Genomic DNA, 18,327 nt, shown 5'->3' on the forward strand with positions numbered 1-18,327 from the left:
TCGGAATCCATGAACGGCGAATCACCCGGAAACCCGTCCGGTGGCGCTGCCGCCGTTCCGGATTCCCGCCTCTACCCGGATCTGATCCGCGCCGGCTCACTGGCCGGGGCGCTGCGCGCCGCGGCTGCCGAGGGCGGTCTGGACCTCGGTGAGGTCACGCCCTCGGCGGAGTCCGCTGAGGCCCGCTACAAGACGGCGCGGGTCGCCGCCGAGCGGGCCGTGGTGGAGGTCCGCCTGGGACTGGGCGAGCGGCGGTTCTCGGTCACCCTCGACGACCGGCGGCGGCACCTGGTGTGGGCGTCCGGCTCGACCGGCGAACTCGACGTCGTGGCACGGTCAGCCGCCGCCTGGCGGGAGGGGGCCGGACTGCGGGACCTCGCCAGGGAGTTCCCCTACCTGCGTCCCAAGCGGGCCGCCCTTGCCCTCGAGGACGAACGGCTGACGGACTCCCAGTGGGAGGCGCTGCTGTCGGACGGCAGACATGCCGGGCATCACGCCCTCCTCGCCCGCCTGCGGGCCACGGCGGGGGTCTGTGAGGCGTACCCGTACTTCTCGCACGAGACCCTGCGGCTGACCGTGGACTTCTTCGACCGTTCGGCGCGAGAGGTACTCATCGACTCCCACGAGGACGGCACGTACACCCTGCGGGGGCCCGCCGAGGGCGAGACGGCGGTGGCCGGCGATCTGGACGCGCTGGTCCGGCGGGTCGTCGACACCGGCGTCTTCCGCCCCCGGACGGACAGGTGAGCCCGTACCGCCCCGGACGGCCATCACTTGAACCTCCTGTTATGTGGGACTGCGACAACACCAACGCCCAGGACTGGCACTTCGCCTCGGACGGCACCCTGCGCAACGGCGTCGGCAAGTGCCTCAACCTGGAGTGGGCCGGCACCGCCAACGGCACCAAGGTGGAGTCCAACGACTGCCACACCGAATGGCGTTCGAAGCCGTGGCGCTATCGTGCGGACGGCTCGATCTACAACCCGCACTCCGGCCGCTGCCTGGACGTGCCGAACACGCACCCCGAGCGGGGCACCCGTCCCCAGCTCTACGACTGCAACGGTGCCGGGAACCAGAAGTGGGACGTGCACGTGTGACCTGACGGTGCCGGTTCGACCTGACGTCCTTTCCCGCCTGCGGGGACTTGACGTCATGAGGCCGCGGGTGTGCCCCCGGACCGCCGGGCGCCCCGCGGCCGACCGGTGGCAGGCCCCTGGGGCGACGGCGGTCAGAGCGGCGGCGGTCGGTGCGACGGCGGTCGGTGCGACGGCGGTCGGGGCCGCTCGGGGCGGGCGCCGGCGCCGCGGCGGGCCAGGGGGTTGGGCACCGGCCGGTAGCGGGCGGTGGCGCCGTCGGCGCCGCTCCAGCGCAGCAGCAGGTTGGTCTTGCCGGGCAGGGTCGGCGCGGTCAGCAGGTCGGTGGCCTCCGGCAGGGCGGGATGGTCGAGGGCGCGGCGGGCGGCGGGCCACGGGTCGAAACCGGGACGGTGCTCGACGAGCGCGCCGGCGATCTCCGTGAGGTGGTTGACGACCAGGCAGTACACCAGACGCTCCCAGCCGGCCTCCCGGGTGACCTCGGGCAGCAGTTTCACCCCTTCGGCGTCGCGGAACAGCGCCTGCACGGGCAGGCCTTCGGGGTCCACCGCGACCAGCGTGTTCTGCAGGTGCGCCTCCAGGACGACGCCGTGGTCGGCGAAGGCCTCCAGCGCCGGCGGGACGACGGCCGCCAGGTAGGCCTCCCACCAGCGCGCCGGGTCGGCGGCGGCCGCCAGCGGGCTGCCGGGGAAGCCTTCCGCGAGGGCCGCCGCGAGCAGCGGGGTCGCCCCGGGCAGCAGGCGGTCGCGCAGGCCCTCGCGGACGAGGACGGCGAGCTCCTCGTGGGCGAAGCGGGCGGTGCGGTAGCCGCGGTCGCTCAGCCAGGCGGCGGGACCGCGGGAGGCCGCCACGGCGTGCCGGGCCGCGGTGTCGGTGCGGTGGAGCCGGCGCAGGTCGTGCCGCCAGAGCCGGCGGACGTCGTTGGTGATGCGCACGTCGAGGCTGAACTTCGCGAACAGGTCGTGCCGGGGCAGGTAAAGGGTGCGGATCGCGGCGGTGGGCCATGCCGGGTGGGCGGTGCGGCCGAGCCGGATCAGCCGCCCGTCGGCGAAGGGCGCGGCGAGCGCGGCCGCGGCCAGCTCCAACTGCCAGGGGTGGGCGGGCAGCAGCCGGTATCCGGGCGGTGCGGCACCGAGCGTGTCCAGCGCGGAGGTGTCGCCCTCCTCGACGACCGAGTCGGCGCGCACGCCGAGCAGTTCGAGCCGGAAGCGGGCGTGCGCCTCGGGCGCGTAGGGCAGCCAGCCGGCGACGGGCCCGCCGCCGCGCGCCTTGGGCGCCGGATGGTGCGGGTGGCCGAGGAGCAGGGACTGCTCGGAGCGCACGTAGGGGTCGTCGGGCGGGTCGGCGCGGGCGCGGGCGGTGAGCAGGGCGGCCACCGCGTCCCGGCTGTCGATCATCTCCGCGGGGAGTTCGTGGTTGGGCAGACCGGTGTGGCGGCGCAGTTCCTCGGCGGCGAGTTCGACGAGTTCGGTGTGGCCGAGCCGCTTCCAGGCCCCGCGGACGTGCAGTTGGGGGTCGGCCGGGCGCCTGGTGGCGGTGACGCGGAGCAGGTGGCCGGTGGCGGGCAACCGGTGCACGTGGCGCCCCTGTTCCCGCCGGACCGGTTCCGCGATCTCGCGCAGCAGGCAGTTCAGCAGGGAGGTCGTGGCGTAGGCGTCGGCGCGGGTGGCGGTGTCCGCGCGGGTGGCGCCGGGAACGGCGGTCGACCCGGCGGCGCAGTCGAGCGCCGGCCCGGGCTCCGGTGGCGCTTCGACGGGGGCCGCGTCGACGGGGGCCGCGTCGGCGGGGGCCGCGTCGGCGGCGGCGGTCTGGGGCATGAGGTCCACGCGTTCCACTCGTTCCCTACGGGTCCACTCGGGCGGGGACGATCAGTATCCCCGCCATGACCGTCCGCTGTGTCCCTATCCGTACCCGAGGAGTCCCGCCGTGCACCGACCCCCCACCGCCGAGGCCGAGGTAGCGGCCGAACTGGCCGTCTTGCGTCCCGACCTGGTGCCGCGGTACGAGGCCGCGCTGCCCGGGGCCCGCGCCGCGGTGCTGACCCGGCTGTGGCGCGCGCTCACCCACGAACCGCTGCCGTGGGTCGCCGGCCGCTCGGGCGGCCCGGACGGCGTGACCCTGCGGCTCGCCGACGGCCGCCGGCTGCACGGGCCGGCCCCGGACCCGTACGCGACCGGAGCGTATGTGACGCAGATCCGGTTGGACGGGGTCCGCCACGATCGGCCGGAGCGGCTGATGGCGGGCCTCGGAGTGCCGCAGGGGGCGGGTTTCGCCGCCGAACTCGGGCACAGCGCGGCCTCGATGGCGCTGTCGCGCGCCGGTCGGCCGGACGGGGCGGGGGCACCGCCGCCGGACCGGGCGACGGCACCGTTGCCGGACCGGGCGGGCACCGGCCTCTCGAACCAGGCGGGCACCGGCCTCTGGGACCCGGCAGGGACCCGCGTCTCGGATTCGGCAGGGGCCGGCCCGCCGGACCCCGCGCAGTCCTGGCCGGAGAACGGCTGGGAGTGGGAGCAGCGGGTGGTGGACGGGCACCCGTACCACCCGGCCTGTCGGGCCCGTCCGGGCTTCTCGGTGGCGGAGCAGCTGGCGTACGGGCCCGAGCACCGGCCGGTGGTGGAGCTGGTGCTGCTGCCGGTGGAGGAACGTGAGTGCCTGGTCTCGGGCGGCTGGCCGGACGAGCTGCGCGAGACCGGCCGCCTGCTGGTGCCGGTGCATCCCTGGCAGGCGGAGCACGTGCTCGGGCGGGCGGGCGGCGACCGGCTGTCCGCGCATCCGCTGATGTCGCTGCGCACTCTCGCCGTGCCCGGCGGACCGCATGTGAAGACCGCGCTCAGTGCGAGGCTGACGTCGTCGGTGCGGGACATCTCGACGGGTTCGGTGCGGATGTCGGCCGCGCTGTCGGCGTTCGGGCAGGTCGTCTCGGAACGCACCGGGGGGCTGCTGCAGGTGACGCGCACCCTGGGTGCGGTCACCGCGCACTCCCCCGATCTCGCGGCGCTGGTGCGGGAGCCCCCGCAGCGGTACGCGGGCCGCGGCGAGCACGTCGTCCCGGTGGCCGCGCTGGCCGCCACGGGACTGCCCGGTTCGCCGGGCTGGCTGGGCGGCTTCGCCCGCCTGGCGCTCACCGTCGGGCTGCGGCTGCTGGAGCTGGGCGTGGCGCTGGAGGCGCACGGGCAGAACCTGCTGGTGGTGCTGGGGCCTTCGGGTACCCCGCGGCGGTTGGTCTACCGGGACCTGGGAGACATCCGGGTCAGCCCGTCGCGGCTCGCCCGGCACGGCATCGCACTGCCGGAGCTGTCCCTGCGGATCCTCACGGACGATGTGGCCGCGCTGCGTCGGAAGTTGTTCGGCTCACTGGTGGGGGGTGCGCTGGCGGCGGCGGCCGGTTCGGGTCCCGTGCTGCGTGCGGCGCTGGCGGAGGTCGCCGGGGATCTGCCGCCCGGACCGGACCTGGCGTCGCTGCGCGGGGAGCCGCTGCCAGTGAAGGCGCTGACGCTGATGCGGTTGTCGCCGGGACGCCGGGGGGACCTGTGGACGGCGTTGCCCTCGCCGTTCCTCCCGCCCCGCGCCGCGCCGGTTGACGGTCGGCCATGTGCCGTGCCCGGAAACTGAGCGTGCCTCAGAGGTGGCCGCCGGTCGCCGTTTTGAAGCGGAGGCCGTCTGATCAATAGGATCCGCCGATGATCAGAAGACAACGGCTGGCGGCAGGGCTGTGCGCCTTGCTCGCCGTGCTCGCGGCGGGACTCGCGTTCCCGGGCGCCGCGGCCGCCGACGAGACCACCGCCAACGCGCCGAAGGTCGATCTCGTGATCGACGTCAGCGGATCCATGCGGACCAGCGACATCGACGGCAAGTCGCGCATGGCCGCGGCGAAGCAGGCGTTCAACGAGGTACTGGACGCCACCCCCGACGAGGTCCGGCTGGGCATCCGCACCCTGGGCGCCGAGTACCCCGGCGACGACCGTGCGAAGGGCTGCAAGGACACCGCCCAGCTCTACCCGGTCGGTCCACTGGACCGCACCGAGGCGAAGACGGCGGTGGCCACACTGACCCCGACCGGCTGGACGCCGATCGGCCCGGCCCTGCGGAAGGCTGCCGAGGACCTGGCCGGCGGCGAGGGGTCCAAGCGGATCGTGCTGATCAGCGACGGCGAGGACACCTGCCCGCCGCTCGACCCCTGCGAGGTGGCCCGGGAGATCGCCGCCCAGGGCATCGGCATGACCATCGACACCCTCGGGCTCGTCCCGAACACCAAGATGCGGGCGCAGCTCAGCTGCATCGCCGAGGCGACCGGCGGCACCTACACCTCGGTGCAGCACACCGACGAACTCACCGACAAGGTGAACCAGTTGGTGGACCGGGCGGCCGATCCGGTGGTGACCCCGGTGGCCACCGAGGGCGGCGCGTCGTGCACGAAGGCACCGACACTGAAGTCGGGGCTGTACACGGACCACGAGGGGTTCGGCACGCAGCGCTGGTACCGGGTGGACGTGGAGCCCGGGCAGGAGCTCCGCGCCTCGGTGAGCGTGGCGGCGGACCGCACGATGCGTCCGGACTACGGCGTCCTGCTGCGGGCGGTCACCACGCACGGCCGGGAGATAGTGCGCGGCGAGGCGGCCGGCCGCGGGCGCACCGACGTCATCTCGACCGGTCTGCGCTACCCGAAGGCGGACCGCGGCGATGACGGTGCACCGGCCGAGACGGTGTGCCTGCAGCTGACGAACTCCTTCGCGGCGGCCGACGGGGTGAAGACCACGCCGGGCATGCCGGTGGAGCTGACCGTGGACGTCGTGGACGCCCCGTCGCAGGCCCACGACGTGGCCGCGTTCGGTCTCGGCCGGGGCTGGTGGCTGCTGGGGGTGCTGGTGCTGGTCGGCTTCCTCGCGGGTCTGGTGTGGGGCTGGCTGTCGCGCTGGCGGGTCGCGGTCTGGAGGACGAACTGATGCGGATCACACGGGTGTGGGGCGCGGCCCTGCTGCTGCTCGGGCTGGCGGCGGGTCCCGCCGCGGCGGACACGACACCTTCCCCGAGCCCCTCCGGCAGCCCCTCCGGCAGCGGCTCGGCGCCGACCTCGGCGGGCACGTCGTTCCGTACGGCGACGGAGATCGACCAGGGGCGGACGGCCACGGCCGACGCCTCCACCGGCGACTACCTGTACTGGTCGTTCGCGGCCGACTCGGGGCAGCGGCCCACGGTGCGGGCGACGGTGAAGCTGCCGCAGCCGCACGCGGCGCAGACCTGGCAGGTCGACGTGTACGACGGTCTGCGGCGCCGTCAGGCCTGCCAGTACGGGGCGCAGACCCGGACCGCCGGACCGGGCACCGGCTCGGTGGAGCTGGCCTGCGTCCTGCGGACCGTGCGCTCCTGGTCGGAGCCGTGGGCCGACGATCCGCTGCCGGGCACCTACTACGTGCGGCTCACGGCGCTGCGGATGCAGACGGCCGACCTGGGGCAGCCGGTCGCCGCCGAGGTGCGGGTGGAGTCCAAGCACATCGGGGGCGCGGCGGCGGTGGACGGGTCGCTGGCCGAGCCGCTGGTACCGGGCGTCGCCGTCAAGGCGCAGGCGCAGGAGGACGGGAAGGACGACTCGGCGGGGCCGGCCGTCCTGTCGGGTATCGAGCCGGACGGCGGCTGGTCGTCGGGCTGGTGGTCCGACCGCTGGGTGTGGACGGGCATCGGCGCCGTGCTGGCCGCGCTGGCCGGCATCGGCGGGTACGCGCTGACCCGCGGGGACGGCCGGCCGCGGCGGGTCCCGCCGGGCGTCTGACCCGAAGCCGTTCCGGGCCCGCCGCCCCCTTCGGGCGGCGGGCCCTTCTCATGCCTGCCGCAGTGCGCCGGCGAGGGCGCCGTCGCCGGTGACGGTGATGCGCCCGTCCCGGACGGCGCGGGCCACGCTCACCTCTCCCCGGCCCACCGCCGCGCAGGTGGCGGCGTCCAGGGTCAGCCGGGCGTCCGGCTCCTCCGGTGCGGGCCCGTCCCCGTACACCGGACCGCCGTCGGCGTCGACGTGCAGGTGGAACCGGCCCTCGTCCACCCGGACCTCGACCAGTCCCCCGCCCCGGCCCTCGAGCCCGCGCAGCAGCGGCAGCGCGTACCAGTGCGCGCGCACCGCGTCGGTGGGCCGGCGCTCCCCCAGCTCGGGCTGCCCCCAGGCGCCCAGCGCCTGCAGCACGGGCAGCAGCTCCCGCCCCCGGTCGGTCGGTTCGTACACGTATGCGGCGCCGGGCGGGGGCAGCCGGCGCCGCGCGGCCAGCCCGTCGCGCTCCATGTCCCTCAGCCGGGAGGCCAGTACGTCGGTGCTCACGCCCGGCAGGTCGGCGTGCAGGTCGGTGTAGCGGCGCGGCCCGGCGAGCAGCTCCCGGACGATCAGCAGGGTCCAGCGGTCGCCGACCACGTCGAGGGCGCGGGCGGCGGAGCAGTACTGGTCGTAGCTTCGGCGAGGTGGCATGAACCGCAGTCTATGCAAGTCGTTGGACTTTCCAAGCTGGAACTTGGTAAAACCAAGCAACACCCGACAGCGGAGGGGAAGCGGCGCATGGAGTTCCGGCAGTCGAACAAGCTCAGCGAGGTCTGCTACGAGATCCGCGGCCCGGTCATCGAGCACGCCGACGCCCTGGAGGAGGCGGGACACAGCGTCCTGCGGCTCAACACGGGCAACCCGGCCCTCTTCGGCTTCGAGGCGCCGGAGGAGATCGTCCAGGACATGATCCGCATGCTGCCGCAGGCGCACGGCTACACCGACTCGCGCGGCGTCCTCTCCGCCCGCCGCGCGGTCGCGCAGCGCTACCAGGACCTGGGCCTGGAGGTCGGCGTGGAGGACGTCTTCCTCGGCAACGGCGTGAGCGAACTCGTCTCGATGGCCGTCCAGGCGCTGGTGGAGGACGGCGACGAGATCCTCGTTCCCGCACCGGACTTCCCCCTCTGGACGGCGGCCACCACCCTCGCGGGCGGCAGGGCGGTCCACTACCTGTGCGACGAGCAGGCGGACTGGTACCCCGACCTCGCCGACATGGCGTCGAAGATCACCGACCGGACCAAGGCCGTGGTGATCATCAACCCCAACAACCCCACCGGCGCCGTCTATCCGCGAGAGGTCCTCGAAGGCATCCTCGCCCTGGCCCGCCGGCACGGGCTGATGGTCCTCGCCGACGAGATCTACGACCGGATCCTCTACGACGGCGCGGAGCACCACTCGGCCGCCGCCCTCGCCCCCGACCTGGTGGTCCTCACCTTCTGCGGCCTGTCGAAGACCTACCGGGTGGCGGGCTTCCGCTCCGGCTGGCTGGTGGTGACCGGCCCGACGCAGCACGCGCGCGACTACCTGGAGGGCCTGACCATTCTGGCCTCCATGCGCCTGTGCCCCAACGCGCCCGCCCAGTACGCCATCCAGGCCGCCCTCGGCGGCCGCCAGTCCGTGCACGAACTGACCGCGCCGGGCGGGCGGCTCCGCCGGCAGCGGGACGTGGCCTGGGAGAAGCTCAACGAGATCCCCGGGGTGTCCTGCGTACGGCCGCAGGGCGCGCTGTACGCCTTCCCGCGCCTGGACCCGCGGGTGTACCCGATTCACGACGACGAGAAGTTCGTCCTCGACCTGCTGCTGCGGGAGAAGATCCAGGTCGTCCAGGGCACCGGCTTCAACTGGCCGACGCCCGACCACTTCCGGATCCTCACCCTGCCGCACGCGGACGACCTGGAGGCCGCCATCGGGCGGATCGGGCGGTTCCTCGCCGGGTACCGCCAGTAGGGCCCGCGGCGAGCAGCCCGCCCCGGCAGGGAAGCCCGCGGCGCCCGTGCGACGGCGGGACGCCGCACGGAGCGTGCCGGGCTGCGGCGCGGACGCCGCCCGGCACGCTCCGCCCGCGCGCCGCGGCCCGACCGGCCGAACCGCCCCACCCCGCCGTAGCCTGGGGGCGTGAGTGATCTCTTTCTGGTGCGGCACGGCGAGACCGAGTGGTCGCGGTCGGGGCGGCACACCGGTTCGACGGACGTGCCGCTGACCGAGCGCGGGCGGGACGAGGCGCGGCAGCTCGTCCCCCTCATCCGGTCCCACCGGATCGGCGCCGCCTTCGTCAGCCCGCTGCAGCGGGCGCGGGAGACCGCCGAGCTGATCGGACTGCACGACGTCCGGGTGGACAGCGATCTGCGGGAGTGGGACTACGGCGGCTACGAGGGGGTGACGACCGTCGAGATCCAGCGGGAGCAGCCCGGCTGGTTCCTGTTCACCGACGGGGTGGCCCCGGGGCCGCCCGAGCATCCCGGCGAGAGCCCTGAGCAGGTCGGGCTGCGGGCCGACCGGATGCTGGCGAAGGCGGACGCGGCGCTCGCCAACACCGAGGGGTGCGTGGTGCTCGTCGCCCACGGGCACTTCCTGCGGGTGCTGACCTCGCGCTGGCTGGGACTGCCGCCCTCCGGCGGCGCCCACTTCCAGCTCGCCACCGGAACGCTGTGCCGGCTGGGCACCGAGCACGGACGGCCGGTGGTCGCCGCGTGGAATGTCAGACCCCCCGCGTAGCCTGCGAGGCGATGGGGGCACAGGGCCCCGGCGCGGGGAGGGGAGCACACCGTGGCACGACCTCCGACCGCCGCGCAGCGGCGGGTGATCGACGCGGCCGACCCGGTCACCGGGCGGCTGCGGGGCACCGAGGCCCAGCTCGCGGCCCTGGTCGGGCGCGGGCTGGCGTTCCGTCATCCGCGCCCGCCGCACGCGCACTTCCTGACGCCGGCCGGGCACCGGATACGGGAGGCGGCGCCGGACGGGCCGGCGGAGGCGCCAGCGGACGGGTCGGCGGAGGCCCCGCCGCCGCAGCCGGCCGGCGCCGTGTTCAGCGCGCGCGCCGGCGGTGAGGACGGCCCCGGGCCGCCCCCCGCGGTCCGGGCCCGCGAGGTGCACAGCGCCTGGCAGGGGCTGCTGGAGCTGCGCCGGATGACCAACCGGGACGGCGCCACCGAGCGGCCCTGCGACTGGGAACGCGCCCATCTGGTACCGGCCGCCGCGCTCGCCCTGGAGGCCGCCGGGCAACGACCGGCAGGCGACGGAGGCGAGGGCTACCGGGTGCGCGCGACCCCGCAGCCGGAAGCGGTGGCCGTGCACGCGCCGGACGGCGCCGCCCTCGAGGCCTGCGCGGCCGTGCTCACCGCGGCGGGCTGGCAGGTCGGCGCGCACACCGACCCCCGCAGCCGAAGCCGCTATCTGCTGGCTTCCCCGCGCCGCGCATGAGGGGCATGACAAGATCGGTTGACCAGACACCGATCTGCCGCGTCGACAGGTAAGGGAAAGCCGTGAGCGAGCCGTTCTCCGTTCGGATCACCGTCCGCGGATACGAGACCGACGTGCAGGGCCACCTCAACCAGAGCGTGTACCTCAACTACGCGGAGCACGCCCGCTGGTCGCTGCTGCAGGCCGCCGGCATCAGCCAGGCCGGTCTGGTCTCCACGGGCGTCGGGCCGGTCGCCCTGGAGACCACGGTCCGCTACCGGCGCGAACTCCTCGCCGGCGAGGAGGTGGACGTGACCTGCGTCTTCGTGTGGGGCGCCGGAAAGACCTTCCGGATCGAGCAGGAGGTCCGCAAGACGGACGGCACACTGGCGGCCGAGATCACCGGCCTCGGCGGCCTGATGGACCTCGCGGAACGCCGTCTGGTGGCGGACCCGGGTGAGCGCTTCCGGGCGCTGGCGGACGACCCCGCCCTCTTCGGGCTGTGAACGGGCTGCGATGATCAGCGCGGACGGATGCGGCAGTGCCCGGCGGGGAGGCGGCTCGTGCTGATGCAGGCGATCGTGCAGAACAGGTTCGGCGGACCGGAGGTGCTGGAGGTCGCCTGGACCGACCGGCCGCGGCCGCTGCCCGGGGAGGTCCTGGTGCGGGTGCACGCCTGCGGGGTGAACCCGGTGGACGCGGCGGTCAGGTCGGGCGAGTACCCGTTGCTGGGCGAGCCGCCGTTCGGAGTGGGCTGGGACCTGTCCGGCGTCGTCGAGGAGGCCGGGCCCGGCGCACGTTACGCGGTCGGCGAGGAGGTGTACGGCATGCCGTTCTTCCCGCGCGCGGCGACCGCCTACGCCGAGTACGTGGCCGCGCCCTCCCGGCAGCTCGCGCGCAAGCCGGCCTCCCTGGACCACGTGCACGCGGCCGCCCTGCCGCTCGCCTCGCTGACCGCCTGGCAGGGTCTGGTGGACATCGCGCGGGTCAAGGCCGGCGACCGCGTGCTGATCCACCGCGCGGCGGGCGGCGTGGGGCACCTCGCCGTCCAGATCGCCAAGGCGCACGGCGCCCGGGTCACCGCGCTGGCGAGCCCCTCGCGCCACGCCTTCCTGCGCGGTCTGGGCGCCGACGAGCTGATCGACTACCGCACCGTCGACTTCACGGACGCCGTCCGGGACATGGACATCGTGTTCGACTCGACCGAGCAGGGCGAGCGCTCGCTCGGCGTGCTGCGTCCCGGAGGCGTCCTGATCAGCATCCTGGAGGACGGCGACGCGCTCCGGGCGGCCGCCGAGAAGCGCGGGGTGCGCTTCGCCGTGATCTCCGTCGAGCCCGACTACGCCTCCCTGGAACGCATCGCGGAACTCGCGGACACCGGGGCCGTCCGCCCGTACGTGGAGGCCTCCTACCCGCTCGCCGACGCGGCCGAGGCGCACATTGCCCTGGAGACCGGCCGCGTACAGGGCAAGCTGGTCCTCACGGTGGGCCCGCGGAGCGCGGCGGGCGGCGCGCACGGTGCCCGGACGTCCGCGGACCCCGCGCCGCTCCAGGCCCCGCCGCCCTAGCCGCGCCACCGGCGGGCACGCCGGAGCCCGGCAGACGGGACCGGCGGGCACACGGGACCGGGCGGGCGCACAGGACCGGGCGGGCGCACAGGACCGGCGGACACCGTGCCTTCCGCGGTGCCCGCCGGTCGTACGCTCCGTTCCGCCCGTCGTGCGGTCCGGCCCGTCGTGCGGTGCGGCCGTTCCGCCGGATGCTCAGTGCACGGCGGCGATCTCCTCGCCGGACTCCATCGGATGGGTGACGTCCTGCGCCTCGCCGCGGCTGCGGCCGAGGTGGTTGAAGACCAGGTTGAGGACGACCGCGGTCAAGCAGCCCATGGAGATACCCGAGTCCAGGACGATCCTCGCGGTCTCCGGGAAGGAGTGGTAGAAGCCCGGTGCCGAGACGGGAATGATCCCGACGGCGAGGGAGACCGCGACGATCAGCACGTTGTTGTCGCGGTCCAGCCCGGCGCGGACCAGGGTCTGGATGCCGCTCGCCGCCACCGAGCCGAAGAGCACCACGCCGGCGCCGCCGAGCACCGGACGCGGGACGACGGCGATCAGTGCGGCCGCCATCGGGCACAGCCCCATCAGCAGCAGGAAGGCACCGCCGGTGGCGACCACGTACCGGCTGCGGATCCGGGTCATCGCGACCAGGCCGATGTTCTGAGCGAAGGCACTGCACATGAAGCCGTTGAACAGCGGGCTGAGTGCCGAGCCGAGGGTGTCGGCGCGCAGACCGGCGGCGATGACCTTCTCGTCCGACGGACGGCCGACGATCTCGCCGAGGGCCAGCATGTCCGCGGTCGACTCGGTCATCGACACCACCATCACCACGCACATCGAGAGGACCGCGGCGATGTGGAACTGGGGGGCACCGAAGTGGAACGGGGTGGGGAAGCCGACCGGGGCGGCGTCCGCGACCGGGCCGAAGTCGGTCACGCCGAGCGGTATCGCGATGAGCGTGCCCGCGACCAGCCCGAGCAGCACCGCGATCTGCTTGACGAACCCGCTGGTGAAACGGCGCAGGAGCAGCACGATGACGAGCGTGACGGCGGCCAGCGTGAGATACGTCGACGATCCGTAGTCGCCGGCCGACGGGTCCGGGCCCTGCGCCCAGCCGAAGGCCACGGGGAGCAGGGAGACACCGATCAGGGTGATGACCGAGCCGGTGACGACGGGCGGGAAGTAGCGGACCGCCTTGCTGAAGAAGGGTGCCGCGACGAAACCGAGCAGGCCGGCGACGATCACCGCGCCGTAGATGATCGGCAGCGCGTCGTGCTTGTCCCCGGTGGAGGCGACGACCGCGGTCATGGGGGCGACCCCGGCGAAGGTGACGCCGTTGACGAAGGGGAGCCGGGCGCCGATCTTCCAGATGCCGAGCGTCTGCAGGAAGGTGGCGAGACCGGCGGTGAACAGGCAGGCGCCGGTGAGGAAGGTGAGGTCCGCGGCGGACAGGCCGATGGCGGCGCCGACGATCAGCGGCGGGGCGACGACCCCGGCGTACATGGCGGCCACGTGCTGCAGGCCGGTCGTGGCCATCCTGCCGGCCGGGAGTTTCCGGTCGACGGGGTGGATCGCGTCGACGGACGGGGCGGCGTCGACGGACGGGGACCCGTCGGCGGGGCGGGACGTGCCGGCTGGGTTCGGCTCGTCTGTGGGGTGGGCGGACACGGCAGCTCCTCCGGTCGGTTGACGCATCGGCTCTGACACGGGTTCAGGGAGGTGGTGCACGCGGGCATGAGGGGTGCCTCCCGCTCGAACCGGTCGAGGGGTGCGGAGGGCCCGCCGGGTTGACGGGACCGTTCCGGGGCGCGCGCGTGCGCGCACCCCGGAGACGGCCGCCATGGACCCCGCTCGGGTCCACGGCTGCCGGCCGGGAGCCGTCCCTCCCGGCCGGGGTCCTGCGGTGGTGTCAGCCCTGGGCGGCGATCCGCGCCAGGCGCTGGGCCTCCGCCCGGGTGGACCGGGCGACGGCGTCCTCGTCGACGGTGAGCAGCCGGCCGTCCTCCACGATCTGGCGGCCGTTCACGAACGAGGCGGTGACCGGGGCGGCCGCGCCGAGGACCAGCGCGGCCACCGGGTCGGCGATGGAGGCGTGGGCGAGGGTGTCGAGCCTCCACAGGACCAGGTCGGCCAGCTTGCCGGGCTCCAGGGAGCCGGTGTCGGCGGCCCGGCCCAGGACCTGCGCGCCCCCGTGGGTGCCCAGGCGGAGGGCCTGGCGGGCGGTCAGTGCCGCCTCGCGGTGCGGGCCGAGGCGGTTGATGAGCAGCGCGTTGCGCAGCTCGGTGTGGAGTTCGCCGGACTCGTTCGAGGCGGTGCCGTCGACTCCGAGGCCGACGGGTACGCCCGCTTTCAGCATGTCGGGGACCCGGGCGATGCCGGCCGCGAGGCGGGCGTTGGAGGAGGGGCAGTGGGCGACGCCGGTCCGGGTGCGGGCGAAGGCGGCGATGTCGGAGTCGGTCATGTGGACGCAGTGCGCCATCCAGACGTCCTCACCGAGCCAGCCGGTGGACTCGAAGTAGTCGGTCGGGCCCATGCCGAACAGCTCGTGGCAGAACTTCTCCTCCTCCACCGTTTCCGAGCCGTGGGTGTGCAGACGCACTCCCAGCCGGCGGGCGAGTTCTGCTCCCTGCCTGAGGAGTTCGGTGGAGACCGAGAACGGCGAGCAGGGGGCGACGGCGACCTGCGTCATGGCGTCGGAGGAGGCGTCGTGGTGCTCGCGGACGGTGGCCTCGGTGGCGGCCAGCGCGTCCTCGAGGGTCTCCACGGCGAAGTCCGGCGGCAGGCCGCCGTCCTTCTCGCTGCGGTCCATGGAGCCGCGGGCCAGCGTGAAGCGGACCCCCGTCTCGCGGGCGGCGCGGATGATCGCGCCGGACAGGTCGCCGGCGCCGTGCGGGTAGACGTAGTGGTGGTCCATGGCGGTGGTCACGCCGCCGCGGGCCATCATCGCCAGGGAGCCCTGGGCCGCCGCGTACACCATGGGCTCGTCGATGCGCGCCCAGGTGGGGTAGAGCGCGACGAGCCAGTCGAACAGGTTGTGGTCCGTGGCCAGGCCCCGGGTGATCCACTGGTAGAAGTGGTGGTGGGTGTTGACCAGGCCCGGGGTCGCCAGGTGGCCGGAGGCGTCGATGCGCCGGGCGACGTTCTCCAGGTCCTTCGGGGCCTCGCCCGCGCCGAGCGACTCGATGCGGTTGCCGGCGATGACGACGTGCCCGCGGGCGTACTCGGTGTCGTCGGCGTCGACCGTCGCGATGGCGCAGTTCTCGATGACGATGCGCTGCGCTGCTGCCATGGTTCGTCCTTTTCGCTCAGTGGACTGAAGGGGGGAGGGCACGGCAGGACCCGGGAGTTTTGAGTGCCGTGGCCGGGGACGCGCGTACCCCGGCCACGGGTGCCGAGAAGGAGGTGGATCAGAGGTTGGTGAGGTCCACGGGGATCCGCGGCTCGCAGCCCTCCCGCAGGACGGTGCCCTCGATCAGGCCGTAGGGGCGGTCGGCGGCGTAGTACACCTCGTTGTCGTTCTTCAGCCCGAACGGCTCCAGGTCCACCAGGAAGTGGTGCTTGTTCGGGAGGGAGAACCGCACCTCGTCGATCTCGCTGCGGTTGTTGATGATGCGCGAGCCCATCTGGTACAGCGTCTGCTGCAGCGACAGGGAGTAGGTCTCCGCGAAGGCCTGCAGCATGTGCTTCTTCACCTGGGCGTAGGACTTGTCCCAGTGGGGCGTCTTCTGCTCGTCGTCGGTCCAGTTGAACCGCCACCAGGCGGCCACCGAGGTGGCCAGGATGCGGTCGTGGGCCTCCTGGAGCGTGGTGTACCTGTCCTTGATGTAGCCCCAGAACTCCGAGTTGGTCGAGTTCATGACCGTCAGGTCCTTGAGGCCGGAGACGACCTCCCACTTCTCGCCGTCGTAGGTGACCTGCGTCAGGCGGGTCTCCTGCCCGGTGCGGACGAAGGAGTGCTTGACCTCGTCGGCCCCGATGAACCGGGAGTTGGCGTCGGAGGTCTCGATCCGGTCCCAGGCGTACTCCTCGATGCGGATCCGGGCCCGGTGGATCACCTCCTGCGAGGTCACGAAGTGGCGGGCGAGATGGATGCCGAACTGCTCGGCCGACTCGATGCCGTGTTCCCGGGCCTTGGCGAACACCGTGTTCTTGGTGGTGTCGGTGGGCAGGACGTGCGCGTTGGAACCGGAGTAGTGGACGTCGTCCATGTCGCCGGACAGGGCGACCGAGACGTTCAGGTCCTTGATGTGGTGGGTGGCGCCGTCCCGCGTGATCTTCACGACCCGGTTCTCGGCCTTGCCGTACTGGTTCTGGCCCAGGATCGTCGGGCGGGCGGGGCGGGAATTGTCTGCCATGTGTCTGCTAGCTCCCTCGGTAAACGGAGTAGCCGAACGGGTTGAGCAGCAGCGGCACGTGGTAGTGCTCCCCGGGGACGACGGCGAACGTGATCGCCACCTCCGGGAAGAACACGGACTGCGCGCCGCTGTCCCGGTTCGCGGGGGCGTCCTGCTGCGCATCGGCTTGCTTCTTGTCGAAGTACGGCTCCACCGCGAAGTCGAGCCGTACGTGGGTGGTCCCCTCCGGCAGCGCCGGGAGGTCCTTGCACCGCCCGTCCGCGTCGGTCGCGGACCCGCCGAGCGCCTGCCAGTCCGCCTCGCGCCCGGTGCGGGCGGCCAGGTGGACGGCGACGCCCCCGGCGGGGCGGCCGACGGACGTGTCCAGGATGTGCGTGGACACGGAGGCGGTGGTGCTCGTGCTCATCAGGCGTCCTCTTCGACGAGTCGTGCGAGTCGGATTCGGTTGATCCTGCCCAGCTCGGCGCGGACGATCTCCCGCTCCTGCTCCGGCGAGTTCCCGATCCGCTCCCTGACCGCGTCGCGCATCTGCTCGCCGGTCCGGCCGGTGGCGCAGATGAGGAAGACGTGGCCGAACTTCTCCTGGTAGGCCAGGTTGAGTTCGAGCATCTCCGCCTTCAGCTCCTCGGAGGCGCCGGCCATGCCGCGCTGCTCCCTCGCGGACGCCGGGTCTCCCGGCTTGGGGCGGCCGATCGGCGGGTGTCCGGCCATCGCCTCCGCCAGGTCCGCGGCGGTCAGCTCGGCCATGGCGGCGTCGCCCGCGGCGTAGAGATCGTCCGGGCCGGCGTAGGGGCGAGCGGCGAGGAGCCGGTCGGCCCACGCCGTGGCCGCGCAGGCCTCCAGCAGCGCGGACCGTGCCGCGTCCGCCGGGAGGTTGTTGAAGCGGGCCAGGCCCGGGGGCGTGGAAGTCGACGTCACGGGAGCCTCCGTGGCCGCGAACGGCCGTCGTGCTGAACGGGCTGCCGATAGCTAACGCTCTCCACGAGCGACGGTCAACAGTTTGTTGAAAATTCGGGGTAACAAAACCCCGGATGCCGAATCACGCCACCCGGATGCCGGACGGCGGCCGTGCACCGGGGGTGCCCCGCGGGCCCGCATCCCGGGGCGGGATCCCGTGGACCTGCCGGAACAGGCGCCCGCGGAACCCGGCGCGGGAGTGTCCCCACCGGAGCGGACGCCCGGCGGTTCAGGTGCTCTTCTCGCGGTTGAGGTAGTTGTAGACGGTGAAGCGGCTCACGCCGAGCGCGCTCGCCACGGTCTCCACGCCGTGCCGCACGGAGAAGGCGCCGCGCGCCTCCAGGGTGCGTACGACCTCCTGCTTGGACTTGCGGTCGAGGTCGGCCAGGGGCCTGCCCTTCCTGCGCTCCATCGCGGCCAGGATGTGGTCCAGGGAGTCGGCGAGCTGGGGCAGGCGTACGGCGACCACGTCGGCACCCTCCCAGGCGAGCACGACGTCGTCGGGGCCGGCCTCGTCGGGTGGGACCAGCTCCGCGCCCATGGCGTCGACCAGCGGTTTCACGGCCGTGACGAAGGGCTCGTCGGCGTGGGCGGTCACCGTCCCTCCCCCGCCACGCTGACCTGGAGCGAGATCCGGGTGGCACCGGCCCGAAGGGTGCTGCGCAGCAGCGCGTCCACGGCCGCCAGCACGGCGTCCGCACCGCCCTCGGCGCTGTTGCCGAACGGGCCCACGTCCACCGTGTCCAGTTCGGCCGCCTCGATGACCTCGCGGGCGACGACCGCGTGGGCGGGCGCCTCCTCGAGGTCGAAGGGCTCGGTGGTGAACTCCACTTTCAGTCGCACTGTGCCCCCATGGCATCCGCTCCGCCCGCGCGTTCCGTCAGGCCCGCGGACGGGGGCCGGACCGTCCCGGCCGCTTGCAGGAGACCTTAACCGACGGGCACGGACGCCTCCCCGGACACCGCCCGCACAGCTCGGCGCAGGGCCGGGCGCCGCGGCAGGCGCCGTGGTGGAGCGGCACGGGGTCCGGAGGGGGCCGGGCCGGCCGGCGGCGCTTTTTGCCGTCCGGCCTTGACAGCCCTCCCCCACCGCAGGCAGTCTTCCGTTAAGCAGAAACTAAATTCCGTCATACGGAAATAACATCCGAGGCGGACCAATCGCCAGCA

The 18,327-nt window shown here is 73.7% G+C and carries 19 protein-coding genes; 10 read left to right on the forward strand and 9 right to left on the reverse strand.

The window, feature by feature from the left end; translation table 11 throughout:
• The first annotated feature begins 9 nt into the window (after positions 1–9).
• Both ACL02U_RS12765 and ACL02U_RS12770 read left to right on the forward strand, forming a co-directional pair.
• Positions 10–747: a hypothetical protein gene (locus tag ACL02U_RS12765; protein ID WP_412790874.1), complete on the forward strand. Its 738-nt coding sequence runs from the start codon at positions 10–12 to the stop codon at positions 745–747.
• A complete protein-coding gene (locus ACL02U_RS12770; protein WP_412790875.1) occupies positions 744–1,097 on the forward strand; it encodes a ricin-type beta-trefoil lectin domain protein in 354 nt (117 codons plus the stop codon). The genes ACL02U_RS12765 and ACL02U_RS12770 overlap by 4 nt, the downstream gene beginning before the upstream one ends.
• A 131-nt stretch (positions 1,098–1,228) precedes the next feature.
• Here the strand turns inward: ACL02U_RS12770 and ACL02U_RS12775 are convergent, their stop codons facing one another.
• Complete coding sequence (locus ACL02U_RS12775) at positions 1,229–2,929, reverse strand: IucA/IucC family protein (RefSeq protein ID WP_412790876.1); 1,701 nt, start codon at positions 2,927–2,929, stop codon at positions 1,229–1,231.
• 91 nt (positions 2,930–3,020) lie between these two features.
• On the opposite strand from ACL02U_RS12775, the gene ACL02U_RS12780 reads away from it, so the two are divergent.
• From ACL02U_RS12780 to ACL02U_RS12790, 3 genes are all read left to right on the forward strand, one after another.
• Complete coding sequence (locus ACL02U_RS12780) at positions 3,021–4,709, forward strand: IucA/IucC family protein (protein ID WP_412790877.1); 1,689 nt, start codon at positions 3,021–3,023, stop codon at positions 4,707–4,709.
• Positions 4,710–4,777: 68 nt separating this feature from the next.
• Positions 4,778–6,040, forward strand: coding sequence for a VWA domain-containing protein (locus tag ACL02U_RS12785; protein ID WP_412790878.1), 1,263 nt, complete (start codon positions 4,778–4,780; stop codon positions 6,038–6,040).
• The gene (locus ACL02U_RS12790; protein ID WP_412790879.1) at positions 6,040–6,864 is read left to right on the forward strand and encodes a hypothetical protein; all 825 of its coding nucleotides are present in this window, start codon (positions 6,040–6,042) and stop codon (positions 6,862–6,864) included. The genes ACL02U_RS12785 and ACL02U_RS12790 overlap by 1 nt, the downstream gene beginning before the upstream one ends.
• Before the next feature lie 48 nt (positions 6,865–6,912).
• Here the strand turns inward: ACL02U_RS12790 and ACL02U_RS12795 are convergent, their stop codons facing one another.
• On the reverse strand, positions 6,913–7,545 hold the full coding sequence (locus ACL02U_RS12795) for a winged helix-turn-helix transcriptional regulator (RefSeq protein WP_412790880.1): 633 nt from the start codon (positions 7,543–7,545) through the stop codon (positions 6,913–6,915).
• Positions 7,546–7,632: 87 nt separating this feature from the next.
• Between ACL02U_RS12795 and ACL02U_RS12800 the strand changes: the two genes are divergently transcribed.
• From ACL02U_RS12800 to ACL02U_RS12820, 5 genes are all read left to right on the forward strand, one after another.
• Entirely contained in the window at positions 7,633–8,841 is a 1,209-nt protein-coding gene (locus tag ACL02U_RS12800; protein WP_412790881.1) for a pyridoxal phosphate-dependent aminotransferase, read from the forward strand.
• 168 nt (positions 8,842–9,009) lie between these two features.
• The gene (locus tag ACL02U_RS12805) at positions 9,010–9,609 is read left to right on the forward strand and encodes a histidine phosphatase family protein (RefSeq protein ID WP_412790882.1); all 600 of its coding nucleotides are present in this window, start codon (positions 9,010–9,012) and stop codon (positions 9,607–9,609) included.
• A 51-nt stretch (positions 9,610–9,660) separates the two neighbouring features.
• The gene (locus ACL02U_RS12810; RefSeq protein ID WP_412790883.1) at positions 9,661–10,314 is read left to right on the forward strand and encodes a hypothetical protein; all 654 of its coding nucleotides are present in this window, start codon (positions 9,661–9,663) and stop codon (positions 10,312–10,314) included.
• A 62-nt stretch (positions 10,315–10,376) separates the two neighbouring features.
• Positions 10,377–10,799 carry an acyl-CoA thioesterase gene (locus ACL02U_RS12815; protein WP_412790884.1) on the forward strand — a complete coding sequence of 141 codons (423 nt, stop codon included), beginning with the start codon at positions 10,377–10,379 and terminating at the stop codon, positions 10,797–10,799.
• Positions 10,800–10,862: 63 nt separating this feature from the next.
• Positions 10,863–11,861, forward strand: coding sequence for an NADP-dependent oxidoreductase (locus tag ACL02U_RS12820; RefSeq protein ID WP_412790955.1), 999 nt, complete (start codon positions 10,863–10,865; stop codon positions 11,859–11,861).
• A 195-nt stretch (positions 11,862–12,056) separates the two neighbouring features.
• Here the strand turns inward: ACL02U_RS12820 and ACL02U_RS12825 are convergent, their stop codons facing one another.
• From ACL02U_RS12825 to ACL02U_RS12855, 7 genes are all read right to left on the reverse strand, one after another.
• Complete coding sequence (locus ACL02U_RS12825; RefSeq protein ID WP_412790956.1) at positions 12,057–13,385, reverse strand: nucleobase:cation symporter-2 family protein; 1,329 nt, start codon at positions 13,383–13,385, stop codon at positions 12,057–12,059.
• 373 nt (positions 13,386–13,758) lie between these two features.
• Positions 13,759–15,138, reverse strand: coding sequence for an 8-oxoguanine deaminase (locus ACL02U_RS12830; protein WP_412790885.1), 1,380 nt, complete (start codon positions 15,136–15,138; stop codon positions 13,759–13,761).
• A 118-nt stretch (positions 15,139–15,256) separates the two neighbouring features.
• Positions 15,257–16,204 carry a factor-independent urate hydroxylase gene (pucL, locus tag ACL02U_RS12835; RefSeq protein WP_412790886.1) on the reverse strand — a complete coding sequence of 316 codons (948 nt, stop codon included), beginning with the start codon at positions 16,202–16,204 and terminating at the stop codon, positions 15,257–15,259.
• A 7-nt stretch (positions 16,205–16,211) separates the two neighbouring features.
• Complete coding sequence (gene uraH, locus ACL02U_RS12840) at positions 16,212–16,610, reverse strand: hydroxyisourate hydrolase (protein ID WP_412790887.1); 399 nt, start codon at positions 16,608–16,610, stop codon at positions 16,212–16,214.
• Positions 16,610–17,122: a 2-oxo-4-hydroxy-4-carboxy-5-ureidoimidazoline decarboxylase gene (gene uraD, locus ACL02U_RS12845; RefSeq protein WP_412790888.1), complete on the reverse strand. Its 513-nt coding sequence runs from the start codon at positions 17,120–17,122 to the stop codon at positions 16,610–16,612. Before uraD ends, uraH begins: the two co-directional genes overlap by 1 nt.
• 268 nt (positions 17,123–17,390) lie before the next feature.
• A complete protein-coding gene (locus tag ACL02U_RS12850) occupies positions 17,391–17,759 on the reverse strand; it encodes a helix-turn-helix domain-containing protein (RefSeq protein ID WP_412790889.1) in 369 nt (122 codons plus the stop codon).
• Entirely contained in the window at positions 17,756–18,004 is a 249-nt protein-coding gene (locus ACL02U_RS12855) for a hypothetical protein (RefSeq protein ID WP_412790890.1), read from the reverse strand. Before ACL02U_RS12855 ends, ACL02U_RS12850 begins: the two co-directional genes overlap by 4 nt.
• Positions 18,005–18,327: the final 323 nt, after the last annotated feature.

The sequence above is a fragment of the Streptomyces sp. MS06 genome (genome assembly GCF_047200655.1).
Taxonomy (GTDB): domain Bacteria; phylum Actinomycetota; class Actinomycetes; order Streptomycetales; family Streptomycetaceae; genus Streptomyces.